Genomic DNA, 21,820 nt, shown 5'->3' on the forward strand with positions numbered 1-21,820 from the left:
GTTACAAGTCATGGAAAAGACGATTCCTGGCGAGAAATTTGATCTAGGCGTATGCTACTACCCTGAGCAGTGGCCAGAGGCTATGTGGGCCGATGATTATACGAGAATGCGAGAAATCGGTTTTACCATCGTGCGGATGGGTGAATTTGCATGGAATTTCTTTGAACCCGAAGAAGGGGTATTCGCCTTTGATCTGTTCGATCGGGCGATCGATCTGGCTCACGAACATGGACTACAAGTTATTCTTGGCACTCCCACGGCTACGCCTCCCGCTTGGATGACCTTTAAATATCCCGAAATCTTGAATGCCACATTCGAGGGTGTGCAGTATCAGCACGGGCTGAGACGTCACTACAATTACAGCAGCCCTATCTACCGCGACTATTGTACGAAAATAACTAAGGCTATGGCCACTCATTATGCGAACTACCCAGGCGTAGTTGGCTGGCAGATCGACAATGAACTTAACTGCGAAGTCAACGTCTTCTACGCCGAGGCCGACCACAAAGCTTTTCGGGCATGGGTGCAGGAGAAATACGGTTCCTTAGACGCGTTAAATCAGGCTTGGGGAACTGTCTTCTGGAACCAGAGCTACTCCAATTGGGAGCAAGTGCACTTGACTCGCCCTGCGCCTAGCGAATCTGCAAATCCGCATCAAGCGCTGGATGAAAAACGTTTCATCTCGGATAACACGATCTCCTTTGCCCGTGTGCAGGCTGACATCTTACGAAAGCTGGCACCCAAGCAGTGGGTTACAACGAATGGGATGTTTGGTCATTTGGATAACCATGCTATGACGGATGAGTTGCTAGATTTCTATTCTTATGACTCGTATCCGAACTTCTCAACCATTTGGAACGATGCCAATCGCGAGAATCCTCTTCTGGATCGCAGCTATTCCAACCAGCTCACCAAAGTGCGTTCCATCTCCCCTACCTTCTGCATCATGGAGCAGCAGTCAGGCCCTGGCGGATGGGCGAACCGGATGGGACAATCCTCACCTAAGCCAGGCCAAATGCGATTATGGACGTATCAATCTGTTGCTCATGGAGCGGACATGGTCTTGTATTTTAGATGGCGAACCGCAACATTCGGCACCGAAATTTACTGGCATGGGATTAACGATTATCACAACCGTCCTAACCGCAGAGTGGCTGAAGCTACAACAATTAGCCGGGAATTGGGCAAAATCGGAGAGGTCATTGCTGGGTCCCGTTTCACAGCGGGTGTAGCCATTTTGCACGATTATGACAATGAATGGGACGGGGAGTTCGACATTTGGCACGGTCCTCTGACGAAAGAAAGCGAGTATAGCTGGGGGAAAGCGCTGCAGTTCAGCCATATTCCATACAACTATTTGTATGTGCAAGAGAAGACTACTTTGGCAGACCTATCGCGTTACAAAGTGCTTATCTACCCTCATCCTGCCATCATGTCGGAGGCAACGGCGGAGCTGCTTAAGCAATATGCAGCAGGGGGAGGCAAGCTGATCTTCGGAGCTCGCTCCGGTTATAAAGACCAACGCGGTCATTGCCGAATGACGCCATTCCCAGGTCTCGTCGCCGAACTGTGCGGCATAACAGTCGAAGACTTTACGCTCGTATTGAATGAGGCAGCGACACCTCATATGCGCTGGATCGATGGCGGAGACGAAGCCAGTACGCCTGCCCGGCTGTTCAACGATATTCTCCACCCCGAGAATGACAGCGTACAGACCTTAGCCGTGTTTGACGGCGACTATTATACCGGCAAACCGGCGCTCACCCGCAACCCTTACGGCAGCGGAGAAGCCTATTATTTCGGGGCTGCGTTCAGCCGCGCAATAGCGGATGGCTTGATCCGCCGCCTCGGACTTGCGCCTGCTACGGCAGGTTGGGCGGAGCTGCCGCCGGAGGTGGAAGTTGCGATCCGCGTGAAGCAGGATCGTCGCTTCGCCTTTATCCTGAACTACACCAGCCAACCAGTCAAAGCTACTCTGCTGGAGGAGCTGGAAGACTTGTTGGAAGGTGAGAGGGTTGGCGTTGGGGAGCTGGAGATTGCTCCTTATGGTGTGAAGGTTTTTGCACTGTGAGATAAGGTGTTCAAATAGCGGGAGTCCACAGTCACTTGTGTGTTTGGCTCGGATTAGCGCGTGCTGTCCGCAGGTGCAGGGTTGTGGATTGCAGATGTAAAGTAGCTGCCTGCCGATCCGTGTTTAGATGGGTAAACTACAGCTAATTTGCTCGTATCTGACGTATTTAGGTGATTAGATGGAAAAAATCCAGTTAAATTGCGGCAAGCTGGTTATTTCTCGTCGTTCCTTAACGAAGAGGCTATTTCAAGAGTCTACAAATCGACTTTTGAATAGCCTCTTCCTCTCTTATCGATAATACGACAATACCCAGCAGACGCCATTGCGATCTGTAACGATGGCAAGCAGTCCGTTGAACGGCGCTTCATACATGCCCACGTTAATAGAACCACCAACAGCCAGCTCACTGTAGATGCTTCGGTACGCTTCTTCTTTCTCGATAGTTACGAACACTCTCACGTAATCGCCCTTCAAAGTTGGCTTCGCCGCTAGCGTGTCAGCAAACTTAAGGATGGCTCCCTCGACATGCAGGTCCGCGTTCAGCACTACTTCTCCTTGCGTGCGCAATATCGTGATCTCGCCACCGAAAATGCCCTGGTAATACTTGATCTCATCCTTGCAATTGTCTACCACGATAAAAGGTATCGCCTTCATCATGTGCATCCTCCTCACATTGCCTTATTCCTGCCCCTGCTCGGTCAGATTGTGCAGCACAATCTTTAAGAGACTTAGCATCTGGTCATACTCCGCATCGGTGATGCCACTTCTTGTTTTATTTTTTACACGTGCTAACGCTTCCTGTACCTTGGGTACCACCTCTTGCCCGGCTTCTGTCAAAAATAGCAACTGATAGCGGTTGTCGGAAACATCGACTTCCCTCCGTACATACCCTTCCGCTTCTAACTTGGATATAGCCTTGGCGGTAGTCGTCTTATCGATAAGCAGCTTCTCGCTCAGCGCTTTCTGCGTAATCGGCTGCCCAAACGCAATTGCCATGAGAAAAATATATTGCCCGCTTCCGATTCGATACGGTGCCAACTCGGCTGAGATCGCTATCTGCATATGGCGGTATATGGCTGAAATGTATTGGCCGTGTGATTCTGTTGCCGCTCCTTCGTCCTTGTTGCTCCATAGTTGACTCAGTTTACCTTCCCCCTTCTTAATAGGATGCTATTGCAACTAATTCCATCTTATGCTAGATAGGGGGTTATTGCAACTATTATTTACTAAGAATGACCACTAGAACTCGTCAAAGTTGCAAATAAGCACTTATTTCGGAGATTTCCACCCAAATATAGTCAAATAAGTGCAAATAGGCATCCTTCTGAGCCCATCCGAGGGTAAAGGACGCCTGCTGGCAGAAATAGTTGCCTATTTGCACTTATTTCAGATTAAGAGCGTGGATTCGGTACAAAAGGTTGCTCTTTTGCACTTTTGCTAGCGGCGTAGCCCCCATACCTACAACAGCAATAATCCCCCAAGCTCTAAGCTTGGGGGATTAGGAGTCAACCCGTCGATGTTACTGATGATTACGTTTAGCTTCTACACCTAGCGCAAGAGATCCACGCAATCCTGAGTGCGTTCCTAACCCAGGAGGCACAATATAGGTATCAATGTTCTCCATTAAAGATTCCGTCCGGATATAACCATTCAAAATCTTCTGAACATGCCTACGGATGAGTGGGAATAAATGAGCTTGCTGCATCACACCGCCGCCTAGAATGATCTTCTTCGGTGACATCATGAGAATGGTAGAACTAATGGATTGCGCTAAGTAGTAAGCTTCCAAATCCCATGCGGGGTGATCAATAGGTAACTCGCTGCCTTTTACTCCCCAGCGTTGTTCGATGGCTGGCCCCGCGGCAACTCCCTCTAAGCAATCTCCATGATAAGGGCATGTCCCCTGAAAGCTATCACTGGAATGAGGTCTAATCATCACATGCCCACCTTCAGGATGAACAAGGCCATGGACCAAACGTCCCTCCATGTACACACCTACGCCGATTCCAGTGCCGACCGTATAGTAGACACAACTATCAAGACCTTGTGCTGCTCCCCATTTGGCTTCTCCGAAAGCAGCGGCATTCACATCCGTGTCCCAGCCGTAAGGGACATCGAAGGATTGTCTCAATTTGCCCAATACATCGTAATTGCCCCAACCTGGCTTAGGCGTTGTTGTAACATAACCATAAGTGGGACTATTGGGATCAACATTGATAGGTCCGAATGATCCGATACCAATCGCTGCCACTTGTTTATCTGCAAAATAATCAATTACTTTCTGCAATGTCTGCTCGGGATGTTCCGTTGGGAAACTAATCCGATCCTCAATGATACCTTCTTCATTTCCGACTCCACAAACGAACTTGGTTCCGCCTGCTTCAATGGCTCCATAACGCACGATGTCATTCCTCCTACAGTGTCTATGAAGTCGATTTTATCACAACCGTTTCGCCTAGAGATAGTCGAACTTTTCGACTATCTCACCCATTGAGGCGCCGCTTCACTCTACCGCAAGCCTCATGACCTCTGTCAGCATCAGGATTGGCAGCGCTTGGCCGTACGTCATCGGGCAAAGTTCAATCCTGCGGTAGGCCTCCAAAGTCTCTCCCATTCCAGTCCCATAAGAGACATTTTGGACCGTTCCGTCCGCGGAAATTTGGGAGATTACAGCTTCGGCGGCTCTACGCCCCACAGGGAGATAACGGGCGTCCAGATAGCCCAATCGGACAGCCTTTAGAATCCCATAGGAGAAGCCTGCGGTAGCAGATGTTTCCACATACGATGAAGGATCATCCAGCAAAGTGTGCCACATGCCGTCTTGGTGCTGCAGCTTCTCGAGTGCAGCTACCTGCGCTTGCAGGGCATCTAGAAGGAAGTGTTCCACGCCCGGATCAAGGTCGTCTACGATATCCAAGTAATCCACGACACCGGCCGTATACCAGCAATTGCCCCGAGCCCAGAGCGCTTCAGCAAAATGATGACGCCCCTCAAAGCTCCAACCGTGATACCAGAGTCCGGTTTTGCGGTCTGTTAAATATTTGATATGCACAAGGAATTGCCGCACCGATTCTGCCAAATAATCCTCACGGTCAAATAGCTTGCCTGCTCGCGCCAAGAAAAGTACCGTCATGAACAAGGTATCATCCCATAGCTGACCTTGGTTGACGTTCCCGGAAACGATGTGCTGCAACCCATTTTCCTCCGTGCGAGGCATCTCCTCCATGATCCATTTCGCCCACTCTCGGCAAAGATCCAAGAAATCCTCACGGCCTGTTTCCTCAGCTAGAAAGCTTAAGGTCAGCATCGGACAGAGCGTGTTCACGTTCTTTTCCGGCAACCCCTTACTAATATTGAGCTCAAACCACGCTACAAGGAAATCCCGTACATCGGTTTCCCCTGTCTCCCGGTAGTATTTATAAAGCCCATACAAGCCTACGCCTTGAGCCCATTCCCACGTATCCATTGCAATAATACTAATCGGGCATTCTTCCACCAGTCCTGTATCGTTCCCTAGGTGCTTCATCCTGTGGGCTACTTTGTTAATGAGCGCGCTAACGGCGGCTTTATCCATATGCAATCATCCTTCCATCTGATCTTTCATGCCCATTATAAGAAAAGAGGACGATGCCATTCTTGCATTATTGGACAAATTACATGCATTTTTGTGATAATCTTAATAAGGTAACAGAGACAGGCTTATAAGGAGCAGGAAACGAGACGATGGTATATAAAAAGGTCAAAAACGCCTATACCGAGAATGTACGGCTAGAGCATAACTTCGGAGCCGACTGGCATATGGACTATTATCACTTTCATAATGTCTATGAGGTCTATCTTGCTGTAACAGCAGGAGCGGAGTTCTGGGTAGGAGATCAGCAATACCTGCTCGCGCCGAACGATCTTCTTTTACTCAGCACCAGCGACATGCACCGCTCCATTATTCATGACAGGGAACATTTTGAACGGTATATTCTGTATTTCAACCCCTTCTATATGAGTGTGATGAATACAGCCAATACGAATCTACTAGCGTGCTTTGCCCGTAGGAGTGCCGCCAATCACCACCGAATCCGCTTGTCCAGCAGCGATGCCAATACACTTGTAGGTTTATTCCATGAGTTGAAAATTCTGATTGAGCAAACAGGCTTCGCCGCCGATGTGAAAGTCAAATTGCAATTAGCTCACATTCTAATTCAATTGGAAGCCATGACACGAGACGAATATCCCGGGCCAGACAATATTGGAATACCGACTACCGCTTCCTCGTTAATCACGCCCATTATGGCTTATATAGACACCCATTACGCCGAGGTCATCACGACAGATATGATTACTGAGCAATTTTATATTAATCGCCATCGGCTTAATGAATTATTTCGTGAAGTGACTGGGCTTTCCGTCCATCAATATGTAGTGCAGCTACGAATTATCAAAGCCAAGGAGCTCCTTGAAAAAGGGGATATCTCCACCACACAAGCATGCTATGCGTGCGGATTCAATGATTACACCCACTTCATCCGCACCTTTCGCACACTGGTCGGCATGCCGCCAGGCAAATACGCCAAACAAGCGGCGGAAAGTAAATTCCTGCATGGCATAAAGCAAGAACAATGAAGATATCTGCTTGCTGTTTCAGCAAATAAACAATAAATTTGGGGACAACTGCAACCTATTCCGTCTAACCTCCGTCTGATGGATTGTCAACATGATTGACGCTACATTTTAAATATCGGAGGAGATTCATCACATGAAGAAAAAATTAACTGTCATATTAAGTTTGGTTGGAATACTCGGTACAACAGCTGCAGTCGGAGCTGAAGATTTCGTTGAGAAGGTTACGGGTTACTTACAAAAGGATGTAAAAATTGTTGTTAACGGACAAGATAGCAAGCTAACGCCTGTCTATATTGATGGCAAAGCCTACCTTCCCGTTCGTGACGCTGCAACTCAGCTTGGATACACGGTGAATTACGATGAAGCAAACAAAGAGATCGAGCTTGACGAAGCCGAGGAGGCTGCCTTAATGCCTGCCACTGGTGTGATCGTAAGCGTGCAGACGAAAGACGATGGGAATACCCGTATCGAGCTGCTTGGCAGCACTTGGGTTATTTTGACCGTAGACAAATCAACGACCATCAAGAACCTAGATGGCAAAACGCTAACAGCAGCCGATCTTAAAGCCGGCACTCAAATTGACGCGGAATTCGGACCAGCTATGTTGATGAGCTTCCCAGGTCAAGCGCAAGCCGTCAACATTAACGTTCACGCAGACCGCTTAGTTAAAGAAGATACAATTAAAGAAGTGAAACATACAGATGATGGCTGGCAAGTTCAGCTAGACAATCTGGTACTTAATGGCGGTAAGGAAACGCGTGTCCTGACATCACAAGGTGAGTCCGTGAAATGGGAAGACCTGAAAGCTGGCACAAAAGTCAAAGCCTACTACGGCCCATTTGAAACGAAAAGCCTGCCTCCGCAAAGCCCTGTGTACCTTCTCGTTGTTCAAACGCCTCTAGTTGGCACGCCGAAAATGTCCCCAGAGGCAGCACAGGAATACCGCGACTTAGCATGGGCGCAAGTGAAAGAGCAAGCGTCCCATATTACAACGAAGCAAGATGAGGCTGCCGTTCAAATCGTTTCCTCTACAGAGGTTGGTGTATTGCCTTCCACAGACGCGCAGAAGAAATTGCTAGCTGACGTGCAAGCTGCGAAAGGCAATGTCATAACGGTTACTTACAATACCGACCAAGATGCGCTCCTTGGACCGTTGACGGCTGTGTTCGATTTCAACACCAAAGCTTTTATCGGCTTTAATATTAGAAAATAAACGATTGCCGAAAAGCCATGAAGTTCAACCTAGGTTGGATGTCATGGCTTTTATTTTTTATATTTGAAAAATATTAATTTTGGATTTCAATAGATCTGCTTGGCACCGCAACATCTCCGAGGAAGCGGATAGTTCCTCCATAACGGCCATTTGTTCTTGAACAGACAAGGACACATGTCTCGTCTCTTTAGAAATCTGAGTTGCAATCTCCGCCACTTCGTTCGTTTGGATTAAAGCACTTCCAATCTTCTGAATCTGATCCGATACACACCCAACAATATTCTCAACCGTTTGTGCGGTTTCCAGAACGGCCTTGTTGATGCGAGTCAGCGCCCTCTTTCCTTCCTCGCCCTTGCCAACTTCGCGACTAGCGAGTTGTTCTTGATCGGTTATTTTCTCTACAACTCCAGCTACATCCGATTCAATTCGTGTAGTTAATTGGTTGATATCTTTCACCGCCTTAGCGCTTTGTTCAGCCAATTTACGAATCTCCCCAGCTACGACCATGAAGCCAGAACCATGCTCCCCTGCTCTAGCTGCCTCAATCGAAGCATTCAGGGCAAGCAAATGGGTTTGCTCAGCAATATCTCCAACAACACGGGTTATCTGTCCGATTTCCTTCGCATTCTCGTGTAACTGTCTGACGACGGCAATGGATGCCTGATTGGAATTAGCCAAGTTCAGCAGACCTTGTACGAGAGAACGCACGATAACCTCGCTCTCCTTGATGGTCTTCAGCGTTTCTTGCGAAATCGTCTGCGAATCTCCTGCTTTGGCCCCGATTTCATCTGCAGCTTGTTTAATCTGCACGACGGCCGTTAACGTTCCTTGCGTAGATGCAGCTTGTTCCGATGCACCGTTCGATATCATTTCAACAGCGCCTGCTGTAAGTTCAATCTGTTTGGCCGCCTGATCCATCCCATGCCGTAATACCCCTGCGTGGCTGTCCGTAAACGAAACACTTGCTGATATATCCGTAATCATCTGCCGCAAGTTCCCAATCATTTGCTCAAAAGATACACTAAGCAAGCGAATCTCGTCATTGGAGTGGTACGCTGGAATATCCACTTGTAGGTTACCAGTTGCCGCTTTATTGGCAGCGTCAGTCAATCGGAGCAGCGGTTTGGTAAACCAGGTGGCGCCAAACCATCCCAATAAACCTGTCCAGAAAATGCCGAGCAGCATAATGATCGAGAGATATAGCCAATCGGTCATATGGGGAGCGATAATGTCTTTGACATAGAAAATAAAAAATGCACTGCTGCCATACGTCACGATCGACACAATAACAATACCGATTACGATCTTCTTGACTAAGCTCAGATTCATGAAGAAGCACCTTCGGTTTCGTATCCCACGACTTTCTCAATAACCATCGTAACTTTGCCCGCTTTGTTCTTCAGAGTCGTTTTGACATCACCTATTTTGCAGTCCCCACAAATCCAGCTTTTTCCTAGTTGTCCTGAACCATTCGTCTTCCCGCATTGATCGCAAGTGATCATTTATCATCAACTCCTCATCCTATATGCTAAATGTACGCCATTTCCCACATGTTCTCTGTGATAAATGTCACATTCCCCGTGATTTGCACTAGTACAAAAAAAGGACATGCCTCCTTCGCAAACAAGGAGACACATCCTTTATACCTTCACTGGCACCATCAACGTCACGGTGGTCCCTGCGCCAATGACAGAGTCAATCGTGACTTTACCGCCGATACTCTTAGCTCGCTCTTCCATGCTGAACAGGCCTACGCCTTTGGCGCTGCTGTTTCTAGCAAAGCCCTGGCCTCTGTCAGCTATTTGAACCCTAACAAAGCCATCGATCTCTTTCACGACAACACTTGCTTCTGATACGCCTGCATACTTAGCAATGTTCGTAAGCGCTTCTTGAATAACACGGTAAATGGTCGTTTCCTCAAGGGCTCCGAGCCGTTTGAACAAACGGCCGCTCAACTCAACCCGTATGCCGTGGTGATCCGTGAAATTCTCAATATAGGTACGAATAGCAGGTATGACACCTAGATCGTCCAGTACGGAGGGACGGATTTGCCAAGCCAGAAGGCGTACCTCTTCGATGATCTCTGTGACATTGTGACGGAGCCGCATCAGTTCAGTCTGATCCCTCTCACCTTCCCCGATCAGTCGATCCATCTGGATCAACAGAGAAAACAAGCTTTGTCCGATCCCATCATGCAGCTCGCGGGAAAACTTCCTTCGTTCTTCCTCTTGAATCTGCAGGACCTGCGACATCATCAACTGAAGCTCTTCTTCCACCCGTTTAAGTTGCGTAACTTCATTGCGAATAGCTAGATATTGATGAGTTTGGCCCTCGTTATCTACGAAGGGCACGATGGTTGTATCTACCCAATAATAGCTGCCGTCTTTGGCTTTATTCTTAATTTCGCCACGCCATACCTGCCCCGAGGATATCGTCCGCCATAAATCGGCCATGAACGCTTGACCATGATAGCCGGAATTAATGATCCGATGGTCCAAACCAAGAAGCTCATCTCGTGCATACTTGGATATTTCGCAAAATTTATCATTCACATAGATAATTTTCCCTTTATGGTCCGTCACTGCCACAATCGAGGATTCATCGAGAGCGAATTTAACATTGGACAATTGTTTAAGCGACTGTCTCAAGTCCTGTTGAAACAACGAGTCTGCGATCTGTTCGTCAAGACGACTTAACAATTCATTTACATTTTCGCCGATGACTTCCGGGTATTCCCGGTTCACATCCTTACTCAAAGTTCAACAGTCCTTTCTTCGCCGCATATTTCACTAACTCAGGTCTTGTCTTCAGACCTAACTTCTCCATGACGTTACTCTTATGTGATTCCACAGTCTTCACGCTGATCACCAATTGTTCCGCAATTTCCTTATTGGAGAATCCTTTGGCGATTAAAGCTAGAACTTCCCGTTCACGTTCCGATAGTGATCCGAATGTATCAACATGCTCGCCTTGCTTCAATTGTTCGATATATTCATTCATGAGCCGCTTTGTCGCTGTTGGGTATAGATAGGCATTCCCCGCTGCAACGGAACGGATCGCTGTCAATAATTCCTCATGCGGTGCACTTTTCAAAATGTATCCGGAAGCGCCAACGTGAATCGCCCTGAATAAGTATTCATCATCGTCATGCATCGTTAATATGAGTATAGCCAAGTCGGGCATTCGTCGGCGCAGCTCCGCCGTCGCAGTTAACCCATCCATGCCAGCTGGCATGTTCAGGTCCATCAAGACCACATCTGGCTTCAGCAGCTCCGCTGCCTCAATCCCCTCTTCACCGTCAGCCGCTTCTCCGACGACTTCCATATTATGCTTGCCATGAAGCAGCATCATTAAGCCGGATCTAACTACGGCATGATCATCCACGACTAGAATTTTCAGCGTCCCCGCCCCCTTTTACCCATCATAACAAATTAACGCAATCCTCGTAAGGGCGGCTTCGTGCCTTCGGGCTAAGCAGTTCGTTGATCCCATCGACTCACTCATGCGCCTCTGCGGCCTCAGCCATAAACAGATCAGCTGCCAATGTATCAACATTGTATTGAACAGCCAGCAGTTCGTCAGGTTCAAATCTTCGTTGTTCTCGTTTACCGATGAAAAGTAAACCTTGGATCTGCGAGCTCGCGATAGGCACAAGTGGAAATACGGCCGCCGCTTGCAATTGCTCAGCTAGCATAAGCGGGCAATGGAGCCTTTCTTGCTCATGTTTAGGATGGGTATCATCGAGTTTAACCCATCTGCCTAAACGCAGAACAGAGCCAGCTAATCCCTGGCCTTTCATAATCACCATTTGTTGATAACGATCATTGCTGTTGCCAATGACATATTTCCAACGATTGCGATTGGCATGCTCTGCCAGAGGGGCAAGCGCCATGAAATCACAGGATATCAACCTTCGCAATCGTTCCAACTTGACTAATAGAGTTGCATCGTCTGTCGCCATAAGGGCCACCTCCGTTTCGACGCAGCAGGACAGAATTTGTTTACCTATCATTGTAGATGTTTCTATAGATCTTGTAAGTCAGGGAAAACCCTGATTTCCTTATCAGGAGATTGTGTCATTTCCGTCGCTCATTTCCCGAGTCATTCATCAGGTGAGTAAGGATAAGCGTGTGATTTTCCTCACAGACGATGGGGATTATTTCCTCCAAAAATCAGCAGAACCCCCGATAACCAACTGGCACCAAAGACGTTATGATGTAGATATCACAGAACCGCCGAGGAGTTGGTCCCTATGGTTAAAAATGGTATCATGAATTTCTTTTCCGAAGAAAATTTCGATAGACTGCAGAGCATCATGTATCGGAAATACGCGTCAAAGGGAGATTTCTTGTTCAGAGAAGGTGATCTCGCAGATCGCTTGTATTACGTCATCCATGGCGGCGTGCGAATTACCAAGTTGTCTGAAGCTGGTAAAAGCTTCATTCTGTATCTCCATCAATCAGGTGATTTATTCGGGCAAATTGATCCGTTTCAGAACTCCCAACAGAGTTTCAGTGCCGAAGTAACCGAGGATTGTGAATTTGGCGTGATTCAGCGCAAAGACCTCGAAGTCCTGCTATGGCAGCATGGTGACCTCGCGATTGAGTTCATGAAATGGATGGGGCTTATGCACCGTATGACAGAAACCAAATTTCGTGATTTAATGATGTACGGCAAGCCTGGGGCGCTCTGTTCTTTATTAATACGGTTAAGTAATTCGTATGGCGTACCGAAGGGTGATCATATCCACATTAACTATAAAATTAACAATACCGAAATGGCCGATATGATAGGCGCAACACGGGAAAGCGTCAATCGCATGCTAAGTGAGATGAAGAAAGAAGATGCCGTCGCGTTTGATCATGGGCAAATTATTATTAAGAATGCGACGTACCTCCGGGATATTTGTCATTGCGAGAATTGCCCTGCTGAAATTTGCCGCATGTAAGTTCAAGCAACTACGGCTATTATTTTTATGAAAAAAAAGACTCTAAATCTGTTAGCACTTTCTCAGCTAGAGGAAAAACTAGTTGTTCTTCCATGGTCAAATGGTCGTTCAAAATGAGGCATGCCTGTACGAGATGGCCTGCTGCTTCCGCTATTTGCTTTCTGCCAGCAGCAAGTCGCACTTCCTTACTCATTTCTTGAAAAGATTGGATAAAGGACACGCCAAGTTCGTGATCCCTTTCAAGTACCCAAAAAGAAGGAAGGATCGAGGGGACGGATTCACGATGAAAATATCCAGCAAGGAACGGGAACAAGTCATGTTCTTCCCAATGCGAATGTCGTTCCATCTCCTTCACGAATAGAGAAGCCAGCTTTCTAAGCTCTTGAACGATCTGCACTCCCCTTACAAGGTCTTCTGCAAGCATGACTTCCTTCGCTCCCGCTTCCATTTTCCTGAGTATGCTCCTTAATGCTTCATGCTCCGCCATTAACCGATCTGTTGCATATTCAAGCTCCACGGGGTTTGATGATGCGATGCCTGCTCTATTCATGGTCGAATTCAGCGCCATACTAAGTCCTCCTTTGTCAAATTGAGATCGTCTAGAAATGATGAGTAATTCGCTATTTTAGTTGGGTATGCATGAGCTTCATGAGCTGGTAGTCCTCTTGCGTCTTAATCTGGGAAACAAACCTCATGTCAATGCCCTGTTCCTGCCAGAAATGATCCCCTAGCTCGCTCCAAAAAATATGTCTCAGCAACGCGGAAACCGAAGTATGCCCCTGACTTAAGAGTCGTCCGATATGGAAGGAACAGGCGCGATCGTAGATGCCGTGCAAGGGATGCAACCTGCCATTCACCAACGGGACAGCGGCTTCGAAGCCGTCCAACTTTCTCCTCAGTAACAATTGAGCGGCTGCGCTGGATATAAAGGGCATGTCGCACCCCACGACCCACACGGAAGCATGTTTCGCTAGGGATAATGCAGCGTGCATACCTCCGAGCGCCCCATGTCCCATGAAGAAATCCGAAATAATTCGAACGGAACGATCTACCACATTTAAATAAGGCTTAGGATCATTGGTTACCACAATTAATTCATCACAGGTTTCCCTCATAGCATCGAGCTGCCGGACGATGAGTGGTTTCCCTTCAAAGGGCAGCAAGGCCTTCCGTTCTCCGTTCATTCGACGGTTTGCTCCACCAGCTAGAATAACTCCTGAAAGCATACCCATCACTTCTCCTTTTTCTACATCATGTATCTGTTACTTTAGCCCAAAAAAGATCACTTGTAAGTGAAAAATGTCACACTCCAAAAAACGAAAAAACTTACTCCCCTCTACATAAAAAAACTGCCCAACTCCAGCCAGCAGGCCAGATTTGGGCAGTTCCTATATCTATGCAGGATTCGGTACCATTAAACCGGTAATTTGACAGATCGAGATGGCAGCTGGGTTCGTTCCAACACCCGGTGGGTCAATAAGGACAATTCCCTGACCAAGTCCAATGATGGTTCCTGTCACCATGCCAAATGTCCCTCCATCTGTCGTCATTGCTACAACAGTGGTAAGCGTTGCAAGTCGTTCACGAAGCGCTCCTTCACAACAATCACAATCTGGATCAGCAGGCGTCAGTGGAAACGCACTTGTAATTGCGCTAGATTGAACACCAACAATCGTGCAGATCGGTATAATTTGCGTACCACCTTGGGCTGGAAATGTTAATAAGAAATCACTTACTATCACATCATCACTAGAAAAGTCGATATTATTGAAGATTTGATCAACAGTACCAACATCAACCGATGTAGCTTCTAGTGTCTTTAGCTCTTCTAAAACAGCTTGCATAGGCGTTACACAGCAATCACATTCATCTTTCGCAGGAGGTCCTGTTGGTCCCGTTGGTCCTTGTATGCCCGTTGCTCCCGTTGGTCCTTGTATGCCCGTTGCTCCCATTGGTCCTTGTATGCCCGTCGCTCCCATTGGTCCTTGTATGCCCGTTGCTCCCACTGGTCCTTGTATGCCCGTTGCTCCCATTGGTCCTCTTGGACCGCGCTCTCCTTCTTTCCCTTTTGGCCCGCGATCTCCCGTTTCACCTTTCGGTCCAGTGGCTCCTGTAGCCCCGTTATCCCCTCGCGGTCCTACTGGTCCTTGTAGCCCTTGCAGCCCTTGTAACCCTTGTGGTCCTTGTTGCCCTTGTGCACCCTGTGGACCTTGTGCACCTTGGGGACCTCTTGGGCCTATAGGTCCAAGTTTACAAATCACTTTCTTCTTACAACACTTAAGTTTCTTTCTTTTTTTAGGGGCAGCCTTGCATTTATGACCAATACTTTTCTTGACTGCACTATATGCCATACTTTAGCCTCCTAGACGTAAGGTACTAAAGCATATGTGTAGATCAAAATGATTGATTGGACAAATGTTTATACTTAGTAGACACACATCTCTATTATATGAAAAAATAGATACATGCCCTTCCCTAATTCGCCTTGGCCAAGCACAACGAATGTGCTACAGTCTATGATTTCATCTAATCAACGTTAGATCTGTGGCTCATCTTTTCATATCGATCAATAATGTCTGCTATGGCGTTAATACTGACTGGTTTGCTGATGTAAGCATCCATACCCTCAGATAAATATTTCTCACTATCACCCTTAATGGCGTGAGCGGTCACGGCCACAATGCATGGGCGTTTTTTCCCCTTACACATTTCATTAATTAATTTTGTAGCTGCTAAACCATCCATCCAGGGCATTTGAATATCCATAAAAATGATATCATAGGAATCACGTTTAACAGCTTCCACGGCTTCTTTACCGTTAGCAACTAACGTTGTTTGGTGCCCCAGTTTCTCTAACATTTTCTTTAGGACAATTTGGTTCACTTCATTATCTTCGGCAATTAATATTTTCAAGTATTGGTCGGTTGAATTGTCGGCCATAACATCTTGTTCGGACCATCGATTATGTTTGGTTAAGTCGATATGATTCGATTGAACCCGAAAGTTAGCTGTAAAGAAGAACGTTGATCCTGGTTGATCATCATTAGAAGCCTCATGCCAAATTTCACCATCCATGAGCTCAACGAGCTTTTTACAAATGGCCAGTCCTAAGCCCGTCCCCTCCGCTTTCCGAGTCATAAAGTGATCTACTTGATAGAAGGGGTCAAATAAATGACCTACCTGTTCCTTCGGTACACCGATGCCAGTATCACGAACCGCAAATTGAAGGCGAACTGTATCCAGTTCTTGGGATACGGTTTCAACATTGATGGAAATGGATCCACTAGGCGTGAATTTAATCGCATTACTCAGTAAATTCATCATCACCTGTCTGAGCTTCGTAATATCCCCATGAACCAAGTTCGGAACTCTAGGACAAACAGAGGTCGTGATCTCCAGATTTTTCTCAAGAGCTTTAGCCATCACCAGATAAAGTGTTTCTGATAGAACATCTCTCACATTCAATGGTTCTTCTATTAATTCGGTTTTGCCGGATTCAATTTTGGAGAAGTCCAGAATATCGTTGATAATCATGAGCAGCGTTGCACCACTCTTTTTAATAATTTGCACGTATTCGATCTGCTCTTCATCCAAGTTCGTCTCCAGCAAGACATCCGTCATCCCAATAACACCATTCATAGGCGTGCGGATTTCATGACTCATCATAGCTAAGAAATCGCTTTTGGCTTTGTTCGTCTTCTCAGCGGCTTCTTTCTCAATAATCAATTTCTTCTGCTCCGTCATGTCTTTCGCGATGAGATAAAAGCCCATAGTCTGCGACTGGATAATGATTGGAGCAAGCGTTACCAACACCTCAACGGAATAACCGTCTTTGTGTTGAATGAGCGTGATATCTTTTTCAACTCTTTCAATTTTCAAATGATCGTTTAAGGCTAGAAGCAATTGCATGGCACTTTTCTCGCCAATTAACTTGGACATGCCGCTGCCGATTAACTCTTCAATGAGATAGCCAGTCATCTGTTGTACCATATTATTGCCATTTATGATAATGCCGTCCAAACCAAAAGAAATAATCGCATCGTGATTGTATTTCTTTAACGAGGTATACCGTTCGATACTTTCTTGCAGCTTAAGCTCTGCCAGCTTGTTCTTGGTTACATCGATAAATTGAGTAATATAATATAAAGGCTTCCCATCCTTGTCATCACGAACTAGTGAAACATAGACAGAGGTCCAAACAACATTGCCATTTTTATTAAAATACCGATTCTCTAATTGAAATGAAGGGATATCGCCATCCAATAATTCTGTAAGTAGATTCTTGGTATTGTAACGATCATCAGGATGTCGGATATCCTCTAGTGTAACGTTCATGAGTTCTTCCTCTGAATAGCCGAAAATGCTGCAAACCGCAGGGTTCACATTCATCCATTTTCGATCCAGAGAGATTAACGCGATCCCAATTGGCGCATTCCTATATAAATGCCCAAATAAAGCTTCAGGGTCAAATAACCTCAGATCCTGCATCGACGCATTCCTCCTTCGACTTGGCGCGATAGCTCCCTCTTCCTTTTTCCGCGGCAGCTACTCATATAGTACCACAAAATGAGTGCTTGTCCGTAAATTGCTAATGGATTACACCCATGCATCATCGTAAAAGAAACCAGCAGCTTGGTCGTTTTGCTGGTTTCTTTGCCCTTTCTTTGTTTTCACAAACAAAGTATTTTATTTGAAATACTACCTTGACAGTCATAGTAGTGTGTCGTATTATATAAATGTGAGGTGATGATATGAGCGAGAACAAAATTACATCCGACTTGCTGCGAGGACATACAGATACAATGATATTACGACTCTTATCGGAAGCTGATCGCTACGGATACGAGATTGTCAAACTGATTGCCGAACGCTCGGGCGGCGAATATGAATTGAAAGAAGCCACGATGTACTCCAGCGTTCGGCGGCTTGAGACAGATGGCGACATCGAGTGGTATTGGGGTGATGAATCTCAAGGTGGACGACGCAAGTATTTCCGAATTACCACGAAGGGCAAGGAAGCTTACGTTCGCAACAAGAACAATTGGGAGTATTCGAAGCGCGTACTAGAAAACTTATTATAAGGGAGAGATTGCTATGACGAATCAGAAATTAACAAGCTACTTGAATGGGATTTTCACACCATACGATGGGGTAAAAAGTGTTACGGAATTAAAGACTGACCTGCACTCCGATTTGCAGGAGCGCTATCGTGAACTCAAAGCCGAGGGCAAGGATGATGAAACCGCATTTGCCATGACCGTTGAGAGCATCGGTGATATCGAGCAAACGATACTGGAAGTCGCAAACCTCTCCCGTTCACTGGAACGGCAAGTCGTGACTAACTTTAGTGCCAGCAACTTGGCAATGGGCGACTTCGCAGGTGTTAGAGCCCATAAAGGACAATTTAATGCTAGTGCGTTACGAGGTGCTGACTTTGCTGGTGCAGACTTAACTGGAAGTTCGTTCAAGACCAGTGATTTACGTGATGCCAATTTTGACGGAGCAAATTTGACAGACTGTGTTCTAACAGCAACTGACCTTACGAATGTAAGCTTCAATGAATCGACCCTTGCCCGCACCAACTTCAGTGTTTCCGGGATGGAAGGAGCCAAATTCAGAGGTATCAAATTGAGCGATGTCACGTTAAGCAAGATCGACCTTAAGAAAACAATCTTTGAAGATTGTATCTTTGACGGCGTAGACTTCGAATATTGCGACATGAGCGGGCTTTGTTTTGACGGGCAGACCTTTATCGGCGTTAAATTTGACAAATCAGCTGTAAACGGCGTTTCTTTCAAGGGCGCTATACTCAAGAATGTATCTTTCCAGGCGTTCTTTTCATTGACCAATAAGTACTACCGCGCGTTCAAAACGATATGCTTTGATGATGCCGTCATGGATAAACTGACTTATGCATCACTGAAAGGCATGGGAGCCGATCTGTCTAAAGTTACTGTTCGATAAGGAGGGGATAATTATGCATACGAATTCGATTCAAGTCGTTGGCCTGCACAAATCCTACAAGCAGCATCAAGTCCTCAAGGGCGTTGATTTCGAGGTGGAAAAGGGCAGCATTTTCGCCCTGCTTGGCTCCAACGGTGCAGGTAAGACAACGGTCGTCAAAATCCTCACAACGTTGCTCAAACAAGACAGCGGCACGGCCACGATCAACGGATTCGATGTGGCTTCACAACCCGATCAAATTCGTCAGGCTATTTCGCTGACAGGGCAATTTGCCGCGGTGGACGAAATTTTGACCGGACGAGAAAATCTGATCATGATCGCCAAGCTGCGCTACCTCAAGAATCCGCGTCAGGTTGCGGACGATTTGCTCAAACGCTTCGACTTATGGGACGCGGCCGACCGTAGAGCGTCTACCTACTCGGGTGGGATGCGCCGCAGGCTCGACATCGCCCTGAGTCTTATAGGTAATCCGCAAGTCATTTTCCTCGACGAGCCAACCACTGGGCTTGACCCCGAAGCGCGCATCGAGGTTTGGAAGATCGTTAAGGAGCTTGCAGGCGGCGGTACGACTGTACTCCTGACCACGCAATATTTGGAAGAGGCCGAACAACTTGCCGACCGAATTGCTATTCTGCATGAGGGTAAGATTATCGCAAGCGGCACGCTCTCTGATCTCAAGAAGCTCTTTCCATCTGCGAAGGTGGAGTATATCGAGAAACAGCCATCTCTAGAGGACATCTTCCTCTCAATCGTTGGCAAAAAGGAGGCGAAGTAAATGGAAACCGCAAAGAACCATTTCATTACAGATATAAGCGTTATGCTTGGACGTTCCATGCGTCATATTTTCCGGAGTTTGGACACCATTATTACGGTCTGTATTACGCCTATCGCCATGATGCTACTGTTCGTCTATGTGTTAGGCGGCGCCATTCAAACCGGGACAGACAACTATGTGAATTACCTGTTGCCAGGCATCCTCCTCATGGCGATCGCAAGCGGAATAGCCTATACCTCTTACCGCCTGTTTATGGATAAACAGCGAGGAATCTTCGAGCGATTCCACACGATGCCGATCTCACGTTCCGCCTTGCTTTGGGGGCATGTGTTGACCTCCCTGGTATCCAACGCCATTTCACTCATCGTCATCATTCTTGTTGCGTTAATTATGGGCTTTCGTTCTTCCGCGGGCATACTGCCTTGGCTTGCTGTAATCGGCATACTCGCCTTGTTTACACTGGCCTTAACTTGGGTCGCGGCGATAGCCGGACTATCCGCCAAAACGATTGAAGGCGCCAGCGCATTTTCCTATCCGCTTATCTTCCTGCCGTTTATCAGTTCGGCGTTTGTGCCGACGGAGTCCATGCCGACTGTTGTTCGCGTCTTTGCCGAGAACCAGCCAGTGACCTCGATCGTGAACGCCATCCGAGCGCTGCTTGCCGAGCAGCCGGTGGGCAATGAGATATGGATTGCACTTGCTTGGTGTGTCGGAATTATGATAGTCTCTTATTTCTTTGCCATGAGGGTGTATAAGAATCGCGTGTGAACCGGTTAAATGAAAACGAGTGCCTCGCTAGAGGGCACTCGTTTTTGTACAACATTTTATAGTTGCGTTGGATATAATAATCGTCGGATTACGATTCATGGAAGGTTTTCTCTGCTACTGTGGCAAATCTCTGAACGATATCACTGATCCGGAACTCCTCAGCACCGATCATATACGTCTTTACTTTATCTTGGAACGGTGCATACCAATGGAGAGGCACACCCTCCTTGCCGACGATCGCGCCGACGATACTACCTGCGGTCGCGGCCGTGCAATCGTTGTCCATCCCCATCGCTACCGTCTCGGAGATAACCTTGGAGACATCCGTCCCTCCGATCATTAAGCCGAATACGGTTAAGCATGCGTTGTTGTTCGTATGAACATGATTCATCCCTTTAAAGTGCTCGTTTACGGCTTTCCGGGCATCGGCGTAATTCCCAATATCTCCTCCAATTGAGAGTGCCCAATCGATATCTTTGTAAAGGCTGCAGCCTTTCGGAATTTCTGTCAATCCGATACGCAATGCTTCCACCGGATGATCGACCACGAAGGCGGCGGCTTGTGCCGCGCTGAAAAACATTTCGCCGTAAATGCCGTTTCTGCGATGACTCACATAGGCATCACGGTATGCATACTCCGCAGCTTTCGACGGGAGTCCCGGAGCGATGTAGGCCCACGGATCGGATCGGATGTCAGCGCCAATCCATTGACAGTACGGATTGTCCATATCCGCCGCTTCCATGGCAGACTTGCCTGCCTTCAAGTTATTCAGCGCCACTTCCTCCGCCGTGCAGGCGTACGGTAAATATTTCAGCCAGCTCTTGCCCACATCCTCCGTCGTAAAATGAATGCCATGCTCTTCGGCGATAAGCAGCCCCAGAATCGTATACGTCAAGTCATCATCTACCGGAACCCCGTTCATCCCCTCACGCGTATATTCTTGGTGTATGCTCTTCCCATATCGCACATGGTTCGGAGTCTTAACCTTGGACCAATAGTTCTGCGGCGGGAAGCTGTCCCCGATGTATTCGGCCCAGGACTTCATGCCCTCTACTTCCCAAAACTCGACGGGAGCTCCGAGCGTGCACCCGGCGAATCGGGCCAACAAAGCTCCTTCCAGCTTATTTTTGTACAAGGCACTATCGAATGCTTTCCACATCGTTCTCGGTCCGCTTAACCGAAGTGCTTGAATACCCTTCAGATCATCTGGCTCTTGGGAAGCCAGTACTTCGTCTACAGGCAAATTTCTAATAAGCTCAATAGCCTCTTGCATCTGTTTTTCCAGCTTCGACCAGACGCCGGGCACCCCCGCCGCCCCGTATTCATGTGCCAGTCGGCCGTACTCAAGGATTTTACTGGATAAATGCGTCAAACTCGGTTCTACAGGATAAGCCATACAATAGTCTCCTTCCAAATTTAACTTTCTTAGTGTAATAGACCCAAACCCAGTTTATACTAATAAAA

At 47.1% G+C, this 21,820-nt stretch carries 22 protein-coding genes; 8 read left to right on the plus strand and 14 right to left on the minus strand.

Annotation, left to right across the window (positions count from 1 at the left end; translation table 11 throughout):
* Window positions 1-10: 10 nt before the first annotated feature.
* Window positions 11-2,071 carry a beta-galactosidase gene (locus AC58PV_RS12920; protein ID WP_497432640.1) on the plus strand — a complete coding sequence of 687 codons (2,061 nt, stop codon included), beginning with the start codon at window positions 11-13 and terminating at the stop codon, window positions 2,069-2,071.
* Between the two features lie 288 nt (window positions 2,072-2,359).
* Here the strand turns inward: AC58PV_RS12920 and AC58PV_RS12925 are convergent, their stop codons facing one another.
* From AC58PV_RS12925 to bglB, 4 genes are all read right to left on the minus strand, one after another.
* Complete coding sequence (locus tag AC58PV_RS12925; protein WP_497432641.1) at window positions 2,360-2,728, minus strand: VOC family protein; 369 nt, start codon at window positions 2,726-2,728, stop codon at window positions 2,360-2,362.
* A gap of 21 nt (window positions 2,729-2,749) precedes the next feature.
* Entirely contained in the window at window positions 2,750-3,133 is a 384-nt protein-coding gene (locus tag AC58PV_RS12930; RefSeq protein WP_497432642.1) for a MarR family winged helix-turn-helix transcriptional regulator, read from the minus strand.
* A gap of 457 nt (window positions 3,134-3,590) precedes the next feature.
* The gene (locus AC58PV_RS12935; RefSeq protein ID WP_497432643.1) at window positions 3,591-4,472 is read right to left on the minus strand and encodes an ROK family protein; all 882 of its coding nucleotides are present in this window, start codon (window positions 4,470-4,472) and stop codon (window positions 3,591-3,593) included.
* Between the two features lie 102 nt (window positions 4,473-4,574).
* On the minus strand, window positions 4,575-5,645 hold the full coding sequence (gene bglB, locus AC58PV_RS12940) for a beta-galactosidase BglB (RefSeq protein ID WP_497432644.1): 1,071 nt from the start codon (window positions 5,643-5,645) through the stop codon (window positions 4,575-4,577).
* Between the two features lie 149 nt (window positions 5,646-5,794).
* Here bglB and AC58PV_RS12945 point away from each other — a divergent pair, with 149 nt between their 5' ends.
* Both AC58PV_RS12945 and AC58PV_RS12950 read left to right on the plus strand, forming a co-directional pair.
* Complete coding sequence (locus tag AC58PV_RS12945; protein WP_497432645.1) at window positions 5,795-6,688, plus strand: helix-turn-helix domain-containing protein; 894 nt, start codon at window positions 5,795-5,797, stop codon at window positions 6,686-6,688.
* A 133-nt stretch (window positions 6,689-6,821) separates the two neighbouring features.
* Window positions 6,822-7,901, plus strand: coding sequence for a stalk domain-containing protein (locus tag AC58PV_RS12950; RefSeq protein WP_497432646.1), 1,080 nt, complete (start codon window positions 6,822-6,824; stop codon window positions 7,899-7,901).
* Between the two features lie 57 nt (window positions 7,902-7,958).
* Here the strand turns inward: AC58PV_RS12950 and AC58PV_RS12955 are convergent, their stop codons facing one another.
* From AC58PV_RS12955 to AC58PV_RS12975, 5 genes are all read right to left on the minus strand, one after another.
* Window positions 7,959-9,230, minus strand: a complete 1,272-nt coding sequence (locus tag AC58PV_RS12955; RefSeq protein WP_497432647.1) for a methyl-accepting chemotaxis protein — start codon at window positions 9,228-9,230, stop codon at window positions 7,959-7,961.
* Entirely contained in the window at window positions 9,227-9,403 is a 177-nt protein-coding gene (locus AC58PV_RS12960; protein WP_497432648.1) for a hypothetical protein, read from the minus strand. The genes AC58PV_RS12955 and AC58PV_RS12960 overlap by 4 nt, the downstream gene beginning before the upstream one ends.
* Window positions 9,404-9,541: 138 nt before the next feature.
* Window positions 9,542-10,657, minus strand: coding sequence for a PAS domain-containing sensor histidine kinase (locus AC58PV_RS12965; RefSeq protein WP_497432649.1), 1,116 nt, complete (start codon window positions 10,655-10,657; stop codon window positions 9,542-9,544).
* Window positions 10,650-11,285, minus strand: a complete 636-nt coding sequence (locus AC58PV_RS12970) for a response regulator (RefSeq protein ID WP_497432650.1) — start codon at window positions 11,283-11,285, stop codon at window positions 10,650-10,652. The genes AC58PV_RS12965 and AC58PV_RS12970 overlap by 8 nt, the downstream gene beginning before the upstream one ends.
* A gap of 112 nt (window positions 11,286-11,397) precedes the next feature.
* Window positions 11,398-11,862: a GAF domain-containing protein gene (locus tag AC58PV_RS12975; RefSeq protein WP_497432651.1), complete on the minus strand. Its 465-nt coding sequence runs from the start codon at window positions 11,860-11,862 to the stop codon at window positions 11,398-11,400.
* A gap of 291 nt (window positions 11,863-12,153) precedes the next feature.
* Between AC58PV_RS12975 and AC58PV_RS12980 the strand changes: the two genes are divergently transcribed.
* Window positions 12,154-12,849: a Crp/Fnr family transcriptional regulator gene (locus tag AC58PV_RS12980; protein WP_497432652.1), complete on the plus strand. Its 696-nt coding sequence runs from the start codon at window positions 12,154-12,156 to the stop codon at window positions 12,847-12,849.
* 25 nt (window positions 12,850-12,874) lie between these two features.
* Here the strand turns inward: AC58PV_RS12980 and AC58PV_RS12985 are convergent, their stop codons facing one another.
* The 4 genes from AC58PV_RS12985 to AC58PV_RS13000 all read right to left on the minus strand — a co-directional run bounded on the left by AC58PV_RS12985 (window position 12,875) and on the right by AC58PV_RS13000 (window position 17,337).
* Entirely contained in the window at window positions 12,875-13,417 is a 543-nt protein-coding gene (locus tag AC58PV_RS12985) for a hemerythrin domain-containing protein (protein WP_497432653.1), read from the minus strand.
* A gap of 52 nt (window positions 13,418-13,469) precedes the next feature.
* Complete coding sequence (mobA, locus tag AC58PV_RS12990; RefSeq protein ID WP_497432654.1) at window positions 13,470-14,075, minus strand: molybdenum cofactor guanylyltransferase; 606 nt, start codon at window positions 14,073-14,075, stop codon at window positions 13,470-13,472.
* A 168-nt stretch (window positions 14,076-14,243) separates the two neighbouring features.
* Window positions 14,244-15,200: a bclA protein gene (locus AC58PV_RS12995; protein ID WP_497432655.1), complete on the minus strand. Its 957-nt coding sequence runs from the start codon at window positions 15,198-15,200 to the stop codon at window positions 14,244-14,246.
* 175 nt (window positions 15,201-15,375) lie between these two features.
* The gene (locus AC58PV_RS13000; protein WP_497432656.1) at window positions 15,376-17,337 is read right to left on the minus strand and encodes a PAS domain S-box protein; all 1,962 of its coding nucleotides are present in this window, start codon (window positions 17,335-17,337) and stop codon (window positions 15,376-15,378) included.
* A gap of 263 nt (window positions 17,338-17,600) precedes the next feature.
* On the opposite strand from AC58PV_RS13000, the gene AC58PV_RS13005 reads away from it, so the two are divergent.
* The 4 genes from AC58PV_RS13005 to AC58PV_RS13020 are packed head-to-tail and all read left to right on the plus strand — an operon-like array spanning window position 17,601 to window position 20,356.
* The gene (locus AC58PV_RS13005) at window positions 17,601-17,930 is read left to right on the plus strand and encodes a PadR family transcriptional regulator (RefSeq protein WP_497432657.1); all 330 of its coding nucleotides are present in this window, start codon (window positions 17,601-17,603) and stop codon (window positions 17,928-17,930) included.
* Between the two features lie 13 nt (window positions 17,931-17,943).
* A complete protein-coding gene (locus AC58PV_RS13010; RefSeq protein ID WP_497432658.1) occupies window positions 17,944-18,813 on the plus strand; it encodes a pentapeptide repeat-containing protein in 870 nt (289 codons plus the stop codon).
* Window positions 18,814-18,826: 13 nt separating this feature from the next.
* Window positions 18,827-19,588, plus strand: coding sequence for an ABC transporter ATP-binding protein (locus AC58PV_RS13015; protein WP_497432659.1), 762 nt, complete (start codon window positions 18,827-18,829; stop codon window positions 19,586-19,588).
* Complete coding sequence (locus AC58PV_RS13020) at window positions 19,589-20,356, plus strand: ABC transporter permease (protein ID WP_497432660.1); 768 nt, start codon at window positions 19,589-19,591, stop codon at window positions 20,354-20,356.
* Between the two features lie 88 nt (window positions 20,357-20,444).
* On the opposite strand, the gene AC58PV_RS13025 is transcribed toward AC58PV_RS13020, so the two are convergent.
* Window positions 20,445-21,752 (minus strand): ADP-ribosylglycohydrolase family protein, encoded by a 1,308-nt coding sequence (locus AC58PV_RS13025; protein ID WP_497432661.1) that lies wholly within the window; start codon window positions 21,750-21,752, stop codon window positions 20,445-20,447.
* Window positions 21,753-21,820 lie beyond the last annotated feature (68 nt).

Source organism: Paenibacillus sp. J22FR83 (assembly GCF_059691955.1).

Excerpts from the sequence above, each read along its gene's own strand:
- AC58PV_RS12920 (WP_497432640.1), top strand. The coding sequence starts at position 11 with ATGGAAAAGACGATTCCTGGCGAGAAATTTGATCTAGGCGTATGCTAC.
- AC58PV_RS12925 (WP_497432641.1), bottom strand. The coding sequence starts at position 2,728 with ATGATGAAGGCGATACCTTTTATCGTGGTAGACAATTGCAAGGATGAG.
- AC58PV_RS12930 (WP_497432642.1), bottom strand. The coding sequence starts at position 3,133 with ATGCAGATAGCGATCTCAGCCGAGTTGGCACCGTATCGAATCGGAAGC.
- bglB (WP_497432644.1), bottom strand. The coding sequence starts at position 5,645 with ATGGATAAAGCCGCCGTTAGCGCGCTCATTAACAAAGTAGCCCACAGG.
- AC58PV_RS12945 (WP_497432645.1), top strand. The coding sequence starts at position 5,795 with ATGGTATATAAAAAGGTCAAAAACGCCTATACCGAGAATGTACGGCTA.
- AC58PV_RS12950 (WP_497432646.1), top strand. The coding sequence starts at position 6,822 with ATGAAGAAAAAATTAACTGTCATATTAAGTTTGGTTGGAATACTCGGT.
- AC58PV_RS12955 (WP_497432647.1), bottom strand. The coding sequence starts at position 9,230 with ATGAATCTGAGCTTAGTCAAGAAGATCGTAATCGGTATTGTTATTGTG.
- AC58PV_RS12960 (WP_497432648.1), bottom strand. The coding sequence starts at position 9,403 with ATGATCACTTGCGATCAATGCGGGAAGACGAATGGTTCAGGACAACTA.
- AC58PV_RS12975 (WP_497432651.1), bottom strand. The coding sequence starts at position 11,862 with ATGGCGACAGACGATGCAACTCTATTAGTCAAGTTGGAACGATTGCGA.
- AC58PV_RS12980 (WP_497432652.1), top strand. The coding sequence starts at position 12,154 with ATGGTTAAAAATGGTATCATGAATTTCTTTTCCGAAGAAAATTTCGAT.
- AC58PV_RS12985 (WP_497432653.1), bottom strand. The coding sequence starts at position 13,417 with ATGGCGCTGAATTCGACCATGAATAGAGCAGGCATCGCATCATCAAAC.
- mobA (WP_497432654.1), bottom strand. The coding sequence starts at position 14,075 with ATGCTTTCAGGAGTTATTCTAGCTGGTGGAGCAAACCGTCGAATGAAC.
- AC58PV_RS12995 (WP_497432655.1), bottom strand. The coding sequence starts at position 15,200 with ATGGCATATAGTGCAGTCAAGAAAAGTATTGGTCATAAATGCAAGGCT.
- AC58PV_RS13000 (WP_497432656.1), bottom strand. The coding sequence starts at position 17,337 with ATGCAGGATCTGAGGTTATTTGACCCTGAAGCTTTATTTGGGCATTTA.
- AC58PV_RS13005 (WP_497432657.1), top strand. The coding sequence starts at position 17,601 with ATGAGCGAGAACAAAATTACATCCGACTTGCTGCGAGGACATACAGAT.
- AC58PV_RS13010 (WP_497432658.1), top strand. The coding sequence starts at position 17,944 with ATGACGAATCAGAAATTAACAAGCTACTTGAATGGGATTTTCACACCA.
- AC58PV_RS13015 (WP_497432659.1), top strand. The coding sequence starts at position 18,827 with ATGCATACGAATTCGATTCAAGTCGTTGGCCTGCACAAATCCTACAAG.
- AC58PV_RS13020 (WP_497432660.1), top strand. The coding sequence starts at position 19,589 with ATGGAAACCGCAAAGAACCATTTCATTACAGATATAAGCGTTATGCTT.
- AC58PV_RS13025 (WP_497432661.1), bottom strand. The coding sequence starts at position 21,752 with ATGGCTTATCCTGTAGAACCGAGTTTGACGCATTTATCCAGTAAAATC.